Origin of the sequence: Arcticibacter svalbardensis MN12-7 (assembly GCF_000403135.1) — a bacterium.
In the GTDB taxonomy this organism is placed as follows: domain Bacteria; phylum Bacteroidota; class Bacteroidia; order Sphingobacteriales; family Sphingobacteriaceae; genus Arcticibacter; species Arcticibacter svalbardensis.
Genome location: NZ_AQPN01000038.1, coordinates 19642 through 29812, shown reverse-complemented (window position 1 = coordinate 29812; position 10171 = coordinate 19642). Strand labels below are relative to the sequence as shown.

Here is a 10171-nt window from a genome sequence, read left to right as displayed (position 1 = left end):
TTGACCTCTGTAAATTTGAGTGTTTTTTCCTCCAGAATCTTACTCGCTATCAATTCAAAATCCTTATTGAACTTATCTTGATTTCGATCCATCTCTTCTTTCTGCTCCGCAATTTTCTCTAGTTGAGCCTTTAAATAACTGCGGTTGCTTTCATAGGATTGAGTAATAGCTATAAATTTCTGTCTTTCTGTCTGTAGCTCATCAAAAAGTCTTTCCTGTTCATGCCGTAATATCAGGGTAACCGCTTCTTTTTCTGTATTTATATTAACCGCCCGCTCTTCAGCACGTGCTAAGCTGATACTCATAGCCTCTGTTAGTGCCCGTTTTGAACGCGTTTCGCTACGCTCTGATTGTAATTTTGACCAAAAGTAAAGGTTAAATAGTATAGATAAAATTAATAGTATTATCAGATAAATAAATTCCATTTGCTAATATATTTATCATAAAGGTACTAATATTATGCACTTATGTCAGGTATAAAAGTACTATTTATACCTAAAACAGGCACATTGTAAAATATAGGATATAAATTATAATAGGAACACTTTTTGTAATAACTTACGCATAAATAGAAGTAGAAATGGGAATTATTTTAATTATAGTCATAGCAATAGCGAGTTTTATTGTTCAGGCACGATTCAAAAATAAATTTAAGAAGTATTCGGAGACGCCTTTAGCATCAGGTTTTACTGGTCGTGACATTGCAGAGAAAATGCTGAATGATAATGGTATTTACGATGTAAGAATAGTATCAGCAGAAGGTAACTTATCCGACCATTATAATCCATCAGATCGTACCGTTAATCTCAGTCCTTCCGTATATAGTGGAAAAAGCATTGCAGCCGCTGCAGTAGCAGCACACGAATGCGGACATGCTGTACAACATGCAAAAGCATATTCCTGGTTGCAGTTTCGTTCTGCAATGGTTCCGGTAGTCAATATATCATCAAACCTTTTGCAATACGTCTTTATGCTGGGTTTAATCATGTATGCATCAAGTTTTGGTTATACGCTTTTGCTTATTGCTTTTGGTGCTATGATCGTGGTCACACTATTTAGTATTGTCACCTTACCTGTTGAGTTTGATGCCAGTAATCGCGCTTTAGCTTGGCTAGATTCAAATAAAGGAATTATGCATTCCAGTGTAGAACACACACAGGCTAAGGATGCTTTGTGGTGGGCTGCCATGACCTATGTAGTGGCAGCTTTAGGGTCTTTAGCACAATTGCTTTACCTGGCCATGATGTTGTTCGGTGGCGGTAGAAGAGACTAAGTATTCAAATAAAATAGAACAAAAAAGAGGCAACCATTCATTTGGTTGCCTCTTTTTTGATTGATATAATATTTCTTATGATAAAAAGAGTATTTTGAAAAAAAGCTCTTCACAATAAACTGAAATCTGATAAGCGATGTAAAAACTAAAAGATTAGGTTAATCCTTGATTAAATTACATTACATCTATTTTGAGTACAAAAATTTAACTATATGTATACCTGATTGATCAATTACCATTAGTTTTGAAGATGAATATGCAGACGTAGAAATACTAAGTGAAAAAAGTATAACTAAGGATGATATAAACCCCCTTAGTTCAATTTATAAGGCGATATAAGCTGAAACGAAGGAATTTCAACCTCAAATACATCTTCATCAGCCAAACGTTTCATGGAATAAAATCCCTTCATGCTGCCAATTTCAGTTTTTAAATTACATCCCGAAACATATTCATGAGAAGAACCAGGTTCAATTACCGGTTGCAATCCCACCACCCCTTCTCCATCAACTTCCCTGTGCGATCCGTTTGAATCAAAAATAAACCAATGACGACTAAGTAGTTGAAGACTGTAATCGGTCAAATTTTCTATATTTATCTTATAAACAAACATATAATGATCATTTTCCGGATTGGAGTACTCAGGTTGGAAAGTAGTTTCTACTGATATCTTAACTCCTTGAGTAGTTTGCGTGACCATAATCTTATATATTTAATATTAAGAGTTCAAATATCAAGCCATCTCTGTCTCGTATTTCTCTTTTACTTCCTCTAAAATTTCAATTATTGTATTCTGAGAGTCTGATGTAACCAGTCTCATCCTAAATTCTTTAAAATCATGCAAGCCTTTAAAGTAGTTTGAGTAGTGCCTTCTCATCTCAAAAATGCCTGTCTTTTCGCCCTTCCATTCAATGGATTTCTGAAGATGAGTCAGACAGTTTTCTATCCTTTCAGCGATAGTAGGACCTGCCAGATGCTCCCCAGTGGCAAAAAAGTGCTTTATCTCCCGAAAGATCCAGGGATATCCAATTGCTGCACGACCAATCATGATGCCATCCACTTCATATTCCATCCTCCAGTTCGCCGCTTTTTCTACCGAATCAACGTCCCCGTTTCCAAAAATAGGTATTTCAATGAAAGGATTTCTTTTAATGTCGCGAATCATAGACCAATCTGCACTGCCTTTATACATCTGAGCACGTGTACGCCCATGAATAGTTAAAGCTTTAATGCCTACATCCTGTAAACGTTCCGCAACTTCAAATACGTTTTTGGTATTATCATCCCAACCCAGACGGGTTTTAACGGTTACAGGTAAATGTGTAGACTCCACTACCGCTTTCGTCATGGCAACCATTCGATCAATATCCTGCAGTAAACTAGCTCCTGCACCACGACAAGCCACATTTTTAACCGGACAGCCGTAGTTGATATCGATCAGATCAGGACCAGCCTTTGTCGCAATAACAGTAGCCTCCCGCATAGATTCTATATTACTTCCAAATATTTGAATGCCTATAGGGCGTTCATATTCAAAAATATCAAGCTTCTGCAAGCTCTTGGCAGCATCACGAATTAAGCCCTCCGAAGATATAAATTCAGTATACATCAAGTCTGCCCCATTTTGCTTACATACGTAGCGAAATGGCGGATCACTCACATCTTCCATCGGTGCAAGCAGAAGGGGGAATGCCCCTAAATCAATAGTTCCAATTTTAACAGGCATCTTTGCTCAATACGATTATCTTTGCGATATTTTTATATTTACAAAAATACGAAATTATTACTATCATGCCTGAATACGGGTCAGTCAATCGTCATCCTTTAACATCACTCTTTTACCTTGTCCTGTTTATAGTACTCGGTTATGCCCTGTTTTCTGCTACCGCCATAGGGATACTCTATATATTTACGGGCTCCATAAAATTTGTTTTAAACGCAGAAGGATCTAAAAATATAATCTTATTCATGCAGGCCTGGGTGTCAATCGGAACCTTTGTACTGCCCCCAATCGCCTTATATTACTATGATAAACACACGGGCATCGATTATTTACGAATAAATACACCTCTATCAGGCAAACTGATCTTCCTTACAGCACTGATCATGTTTATCGTGTCCCCGTTCATCGAATGGGTCATTATGATCAATCAGATGATGCACCTACCCTCTTTTTTACAAGGGGTAGAAGATTGGATGCGCGATAAGGAAAAGGAGCTTGGAGAACTTACCAAGCAAATATTAATCATGAAGTCGCCAGTTGATCTGCTGATCAATTTACTCATACTGGCTATTATCCCTGCTATAGGAGAAGAATTCCTCTTCCGAGGATGCTTTCAGAGCATTTTCACTCGCATTACTAAAAATCAACATGCAGGAATTTGGATCACCGCTTTCCTTTTTAGTGCCATCCATGTACAGTTTCTTGGCTTTTTTCCACGCATGTTCTTAGGAGCCTTATTCGGCTATCTCTTCTTATGGGGTGGAAGTATCTGGCTTGCAGTGCTGGCGCATTTTATTAACAATGCCACGGCAGTAGTGGGTGCATATGTTTTACAGATGCAAGGAAAACCCTTAGATAGTCTGGATAACCCGCATACCTCTATCTTTATTGCTGCAGGCAGCTTACTATTCACTTTGCTGATCTGCGGCGTATTTTATAAAATTTCAAAAGAAAAAATTAAATTATGATTAAAGGATGGGTTAAAATATATACCTCAACTGATTTTTTTAAGTCAGAGCTTGTCAGGCAGGTTTTAGTTGATAATGAGATCAATGCCGTGATCCTGGATAAACAAGGATCTCCGTATAAAGTATTAGGATACGTGGAAGTATACGTACAGGAAGTCAATGAAGAAAAGGCCTTAGGAATTATTACCACGAACGAATTATGAAAACCAGGGCAATTACAGGCTTTTTCTTCGTACTGGTCATGCTTGCAGCTGTACTATTAGGCGAAAAAACATTCGCTGTTTTCTTTATTCTACTCAGCCTCTTATGTCTGGATGAATTCTACAAACTGGTAAAAACCGATACCCTGAAGCCCCAACGCATTACCGGTGCCCTTCTTGCTCTGAGTATTTTCATCCCGGTATTACTACAGCTCAATCATTACGACGAGAAAAACAGGCTCATTATCGCTATCCCAACAGCGGCACTTATATTTATTGCAGAGCTTTACCGTAAAAGTAAGGTGCCTTATCAAAATATAGGTTTAACCTTTCTGGGAATAATCCTCACTATCCTTCCTTTTTGCTTTTATGCAGGCATTGGATTTGCTGACGGATCGTATAATTTTCATTATTCTTTAGGATTTTTGATACTTTTATGGTCCAGCGACACCGGTGCTTATCTGTTTGGAAGAAGTTTAGGCAAAAATAAACTATTTGAAAAACACTCTCCAAAAAAGACATGGGAAGGGTTCTTCGGAGGAATGATTGTAAGTCTACTGGCCGCATTTATATTGAGTACACAATTTAAAGAACTCTCTTACATACACTGGGCGATGATGTCTTTAATCATTGTCATTGGAGGAACATACGGTGATCTATGCGAATCCATGCTGAAGCGTAGTTTCGATGTAAAAGATTCAGGAACGTTACTTCCCGGACACGGAGGGGTCTTAGACCGCTTTGATGGCCTGTTTATAGCAGCTCCGCTCGTATATGTTTATTTAACAGTTTTTACATTTTAATTTTCAAATGGATAACACACCTTTAGATAACGAAGAAGATTCAGAAATACAACCAGTAAGTAAGGACAAGTCTTTATGGATTATGGGTTCTATACTTGCCGTTATTATCTTGATAATGGGATACATGACTCTTTTTTCTGAAGATCCATGGAGCTTTTTTACAAAGGAAAAGACCCCCGTTACGGTAGTGGATAATAGTTCATTACTCGATAAAAATTCCAATATGAGCGATGACGAGGTAAGGAGCTCTTTAGTCAAATTTATTGAAGCTTTTTATAATGATCAGCGCAGAGGCTATTTCGACCCTCCCAGCTACTTTGCCGATATCACAGAGACTTTTTATAACTATCATAACCTGAATCAGGAACGGTTAAAAGAGATTTATTGGAAGCGCTTGTCTGATATGCATAATTTTAGCCGCACATGGGTTGTTTCTTCCTTAAACTTTACCCGTGCGGATGATAAAATTACAGCAACCTACTGGACCAGAGAAAAGTACTATCGCTCCTCAAACAGGCAGCAATATTCCGGAGACCTTAAATATGAAATCCGAATCGACGAAGAAGGCAAAATAGAATACCTAAACGTAATTGAAACTAAAAATGAATCTGTTCTACAATTAACTCCCGACACCATCTCTACTCCCCCGGGAGAAGATTTTAATTTAGATATCAAGGTGGTAGGAACTGCAGATACAAAGGTGTATGATATGGGACAAGTTGATGTGGCTCCTGAATTTAATGGCGGACAAAAAGAGTTTACCAAATATATCAGTTCAAATATTAAGTACCCTGCTCAAGCCCGACAGAATGAAATCCAGGGGAAAGTTTACCTGAGTTTTATCGTGGAAAAAGATGGCACTTTAAAAGATATCAGAGTAAAGCAGGGTATTGGTGGCGGATGTGATGAAGAAGCCGTACGGATCCTGCAAAGTTCACCAAACTGGAAACCAGGAATGTTAAATGACATCCCTGTACGTACTTTTTGTGTGTTTCCGCTTACCTTTCAATTAGTCAATTAACGCTTAGCCAAAGTACATTTGCTCTAATACTTCTATTGCATCGTCCAGGTTATTTACGTCCTCTACAGCGATCCTCAAGGTCTTTTTAACCTCTTTCAGGTTACATTTCCTTGAGTTAACCTTTACAAACTGCAATACATTATTAAACTGTGCGCTTTCAAAGTAAGGCGATTGCTGATTGGGAATGAAATACCCTTTAAGCGAATTCTTCTTTAACGAGACCTTTTCAAACCCGATCTCTTTACCTAGCCATTGCAGCTTTAATGTCTTTAAAAGTTCTTTAACCTGACGGGGAACAGGACCAAACCGATCCGTTAGTTTCTGTTCAAACTCTTGCAGTTGCTCGTCCGTTTCCAGTTTAGAAATATCCGTATATAAGTTATACCGCTCTGTAATATTGGTCACATAATTATCCGGAATCAGCACTTCCAGATCCGTATCAATATGCGTAAACGAAATTAAAGGCCTTGGTTTTTCATCCTTAAACAGCTCCTTAAACTCATCATCCTTCAGTTCTGCTATGGCTTCATCCAGAATCTTGTGATACATTTCAAAGCCTATTTCAGCAATAAAACCACTCTGTTCCGCTCCCAGTAAGTTTCCGCTTCCCCTAATATCCAGGTCACGCATCGCCACATTAAAACCACTGCCCAAGTCAGAGAACTCTTCAATTGCACTAAGCCGTTTTCTGGCTTCCGATGTAAGCGTCGATAATGGGGGACTCAGCAGATAACAAAACGCCTTTTTATTCGAACGTCCTACCCTGCCACGCATCTGGTGTAAGTCACTTAAGCCAAACATGTGTGCATGGTTAATTAAAATGGTATTTGCATTCGGGATATCCAAACCGGCTTCAATAATGGTAGTAGCTACCAGGACGTCAAATTCACCATTAATAAATTTCAGCATCACATCTTCCAGAGCATCCCCAAGAAGCTGTCCATGCGCGATCCCTATTCTTGCCGTCGGCACCAGTCGTTTAATTAAACCACCCAGTTGATGAAGGTCATTTACCCGGTTATGGATAAAAAATACCTGCCCATGTCGCTCCAGTTCAAACTCTACCGACTCTTTAATCAAAGGTTCGTTGAAGATATGAAGCTCTGTCACAACGGGTTGTCTGTTAGGCGGAGGAGTGGCTATAATCGAAAGATCACGAGCTCCCATAAGAGAAAAATGCAAGGTTCGCGGAATAGGCGTTGCCGTAAGCGTAAGTGTATCCACATTGGCCCTGAGCTGCTTCAGCTTCTCTTTTACCCCTACGCCAAACTTCTGCTCTTCGTCAATCACCAATAATCCCAAATCTTTAAATTGAACATCCTTACTCACCAGTCTGTGCGTACCAATCAGGATATCAATCTTTCCTTCCGTAAGCCGCACTAACGATTCCTTAATCTGTTTCGACGATTTAAACCGGTTGATATAATCTATGTTACAAGGGAAATCTGCCAGACGAGCTGTAAAGGTCTTGAAATGCTGATGGGCCAGAATAGTTGTTGGCACCAATATCGCCACCTGTTTGCTATCTGCAACCGCTTTAAAAGCCGCACGAATCGCTATCTCCGTCTTTCCAAACCCAACATCCCCACAAATCAGGCGATCCATCGGATGCGGTGATTCCATATCTCGCTTCACATCTGCTGTCGCCTTTTCCTGATCTGGCGTATCTTCATAAATAAATGAAGCTTCCAGTTCCGTCTGCAAATAAGTATCCGGCGGAAATGCAGTGCCATTTTGTGCCTTTCTCCTTGCATATAACTGGATCAGGTCCCGGGCAATGTCCTTAACTTTTTTTTTAGTAGTCTTCTTTAACTTATCCCAGGTATCCGTACCCAGTTTATTCATGCGAGGCTGTGTTCCCTCTTTGCCCGAATACTTGGAAATGCGGTTCAACGAGTTGATATTCACGTACAAGAGGTCATTATCGGCATAAACCAGGCGAATCATCTCCTGCGTTTTTCCATTCACCTCTACCTTTTCTAATCCGGCATATTTACCAATTCCATGATCAATATGGGTGATAAAGTCGCCTGATTTTAAGTCTTTCAAGTCTTTCAGCGTAATGGCTTGCGACTTGGTATAACCCTTTTTAAGCTTGTATTTATAATACCGGTCAAAGATCTGATGATCGGTATAACAGGCTATCTTTTGCTCATAATCAATGAATCCTTCCCGCAGCGACACATTTATGGGCGTAAAAGTCACCGTTTTATCAATGTCGTTGAAAATGGTATATAGCCTTTCTACCTGTTTAACGGAGTCTGTAAAGATACAGTTGGTCAATTTCGCAGACTCATTCTGTTTAAAATTATGAATCAGCAGATTGAAATCTTTATTAAAGGAAGGCTGAGGTTTGGTTTCAAATTCAATCGCCTTATTGGCATGATAAAAGAACTGTTTACCAAATTCGATGACCGAAAAATCCTTGAGCTGATCGGCCAATAACTTCTCCTCCGTAAAATTAAACTTAGGATCAATCCATTCCTGATTAGCCTGTTTATCTGCGGCTGTAAGTCCTTTCCAAAGGTCACCAGCCTTTTTATAGCCCGATTTTAATACATCGAGCGTAAACTGAACGTCCTTAAACCAGATGGATGTATTCGGATCAATATATTCAAGCAACGAAATATTATGCTCCGTTAGGAACTTAGACTGCACATTCGGAACGATTGTAATGCTCTTAATGCTCTCTTCCGAAAGCTGACTTTCTATCTGGAAAGTACGGATGCTTTCAATAAAATCGCCAAAAAACTCCAGTCGGTAGGGCAGATCATGCGAAAATGAAAAAATGTCTACAATACCTCCGCGAATAGAAAACTGTCCCGGTTCATACACAAAATCAACCCGGTTAAAGTCGTATTCAATCAGAAATTCATTAATAAAATCTATGCTTAACTTATGCGATACTGCAATTTCCAGCGTATTCTTCTCCAGCGACTCACGGTTTATCACCCGTTCCGCTAAAGCCTCCGGATACGTCACAATCAGTTTTCCGTATTCCGTAGCGTGGATCAGCTCGTTTAAAACCTCTGCCCTTTGTAAAACATTGCCGCTATCCGGTTGCGTAAATTCAAAAGGTTTGCGGTAGGAAGAAGGGAAAACAAGAATTTCCTTTTCCATTAAGCTTTCCAGATCACTCTGAAAATAAGCCGCTTCATCCCTGTCGGGAAGGATAAACAGCATGTTGGTGTGCTGAATAAAATAACAGGCAGTGGCAACCATGGCATCGCTTGAACCGATAAGCCCTTTCAAATGGACTCTCTGGTTTTTAGCTGAGTTTAAGGTCAAAGCAAGACTTTCAACTCTTGAATCTTTTTTATATTGATCTAAAATATTCCTTACGTTCACTTTGTCGAATCAGTTACAAATATACATTTTCAAGTTTTTATACTCTAAAGCGATGGTTGATTACATCAAACCCATCACTTTTATAACAAAGAGAAGACAAACGATAGCTTAAATCCTCTGCTGAGCAAATATAGAGAGGATGTATAACATGTACGATTCTCAACCCAAATCTTCCTAAATCTTCTTTATAAAAGCTTGTTTTTACCTAAATCTACTGTAATCTTCCTTTTTCATCATCTAAAAAAACCGATTCAGTCCAGCCTTATTTTTCTAAGAATTCCTCTTAAAAGCACAATTCAATAAATATTTTCAATTTTAAGAGTATAATTACAAGAAAATCTGTTGAGCATAAGGAACAATTAATGACGCATAACTGTTAAACCCAAACACGATATCTATTAAAAAATTTATTTCTTTATGAAAAATGCAATCAAATACGGCATTATTATAGGCCTCCTAAGTGGAGCATGGATCTTTTTTCTGCACCTTATGGGCGTTTATGGGCAGCAAACGGAAATATCAGATAAGATTTCATGGCTCGAATACATATCCGTTATCATTCCATTTTTTGGACTCTATTTAGGGATCAAAAACTTCCGAGACAACTACAATGGGGGAAGACTTGAATTCTTTGAAGGAATTTTTGAAGGATTCAAAATTATGCTGGTTGGAGGTATCATTGCTTCGTTTTGCATGACCATTTACGTTCAGTTTGTCGCGCCGCAACTCGGAACCGATATCATGGGAAGAATTGGTGGAGCTGGTGTTGTTGGCGTTTTGTTTACCTTGGCTGTGTCGCTGATGCTCATGAATAAACAACATACTTTATAAATTG

Annotated in this window: 9 protein-coding genes and 1 pseudogene; 6 read left to right on the top strand and 4 right to left on the bottom strand. The window is 38.9% G+C overall.

Annotated elements, in window-relative coordinates:
- Window positions 1-305 (bottom strand): annotated as a pseudogene (locus tag ADIARSV_RS04310) (DNA recombination protein RmuC); the annotation flags it as partial.
- A 275-nt stretch (window positions 306-580) separates the two neighbouring features.
- Here ADIARSV_RS04310 and ADIARSV_RS04305 point away from each other — a divergent pair.
- Window positions 581-1273: a zinc metallopeptidase gene (locus tag ADIARSV_RS04305; protein WP_016194173.1), complete on the top strand. Its 693-nt coding sequence runs from the start codon at window positions 581-583 to the stop codon at window positions 1271-1273.
- Between the two features lie 313 nt (window positions 1274-1586).
- Here the strand turns inward: ADIARSV_RS04305 and apaG are convergent, their stop codons facing one another.
- Window positions 1587-1973 (bottom strand): Co2+/Mg2+ efflux protein ApaG, encoded by a 387-nt coding sequence (apaG, locus tag ADIARSV_RS04300; protein ID WP_016194172.1) that lies wholly within the window; start codon window positions 1971-1973, stop codon window positions 1587-1589.
- A 33-nt stretch (window positions 1974-2006) separates the two neighbouring features.
- A complete protein-coding gene (dusB, locus tag ADIARSV_RS04295; protein ID WP_016194171.1) occupies window positions 2007-2999 on the bottom strand; it encodes a tRNA dihydrouridine synthase DusB in 993 nt (330 codons plus the stop codon).
- Window positions 3000-3064: 65 nt separating this feature from the next.
- On the opposite strand from dusB, the gene ADIARSV_RS04290 reads away from it, so the two are divergent.
- Genes ADIARSV_RS04290 through ADIARSV_RS20405 form a run of 4 tightly spaced genes read left to right on the top strand, consistent with a single transcriptional unit; the run spans window position 3065 to window position 5988 of the window.
- On the top strand, window positions 3065-3964 hold the full coding sequence (locus ADIARSV_RS04290) for a CPBP family intramembrane glutamic endopeptidase (RefSeq protein WP_016194170.1): 900 nt from the start codon (window positions 3065-3067) through the stop codon (window positions 3962-3964).
- The gene (locus ADIARSV_RS04285; RefSeq protein ID WP_016194169.1) at window positions 3961-4167 is read left to right on the top strand and encodes a putative signal transducing protein; all 207 of its coding nucleotides are present in this window, start codon (window positions 3961-3963) and stop codon (window positions 4165-4167) included. Before ADIARSV_RS04290 ends, ADIARSV_RS04285 begins: the two co-directional genes overlap by 4 nt.
- Complete coding sequence (locus ADIARSV_RS04280) at window positions 4164-4967, top strand: phosphatidate cytidylyltransferase (RefSeq protein ID WP_016194168.1); 804 nt, start codon at window positions 4164-4166, stop codon at window positions 4965-4967. The genes ADIARSV_RS04285 and ADIARSV_RS04280 overlap by 4 nt, the downstream gene beginning before the upstream one ends.
- Before the next feature lie 7 nt (window positions 4968-4974).
- Entirely contained in the window at window positions 4975-5988 is a 1014-nt protein-coding gene (locus ADIARSV_RS20405; protein WP_016194167.1) for an energy transducer TonB, read from the top strand.
- Window positions 5989-5991: 3 nt separating this feature from the next.
- Here ADIARSV_RS20405 and mfd read toward each other — a convergent pair whose 3' ends face one another.
- Window positions 5992-9336 (bottom strand): transcription-repair coupling factor, encoded by a 3345-nt coding sequence (gene mfd / locus ADIARSV_RS04270; protein ID WP_016194166.1) that lies wholly within the window; start codon window positions 9334-9336, stop codon window positions 5992-5994.
- 417 nt (window positions 9337-9753) lie between these two features.
- On the opposite strand from mfd, the gene ADIARSV_RS04265 reads away from it, so the two are divergent.
- The gene (locus tag ADIARSV_RS04265; protein WP_040299053.1) at window positions 9754-10167 is read left to right on the top strand and encodes a DUF4199 domain-containing protein; all 414 of its coding nucleotides are present in this window, start codon (window positions 9754-9756) and stop codon (window positions 10165-10167) included.
- Window positions 10168-10171: the final 4 nt, after the last annotated feature.

Coding starts and splice junctions, on each gene's coding strand:
- ADIARSV_RS04305 (WP_016194173.1), top strand. CDS start 581: ATGGGAATTATTTTAATTATAGTCATAGCAATAGCGAGTTTTATTGTT.
- apaG (WP_016194172.1), bottom strand. CDS start 1,973: ATGGTCACGCAAACTACTCAAGGAGTTAAGATATCAGTAGAAACTACT.
- dusB (WP_016194171.1), bottom strand. CDS start 2,999: ATGCCTGTTAAAATTGGAACTATTGATTTAGGGGCATTCCCCCTTCTG.
- ADIARSV_RS04290 (WP_016194170.1), top strand. CDS start 3,065: ATGCCTGAATACGGGTCAGTCAATCGTCATCCTTTAACATCACTCTTT.
- ADIARSV_RS04285 (WP_016194169.1), top strand. CDS start 3,961: ATGATTAAAGGATGGGTTAAAATATATACCTCAACTGATTTTTTTAAG.
- ADIARSV_RS04280 (WP_016194168.1), top strand. CDS start 4,164: ATGAAAACCAGGGCAATTACAGGCTTTTTCTTCGTACTGGTCATGCTT.
- ADIARSV_RS20405 (WP_016194167.1), top strand. CDS start 4,975: ATGGATAACACACCTTTAGATAACGAAGAAGATTCAGAAATACAACCA.
- ADIARSV_RS04265 (WP_040299053.1), top strand. CDS start 9,754: ATGAAAAATGCAATCAAATACGGCATTATTATAGGCCTCCTAAGTGGA.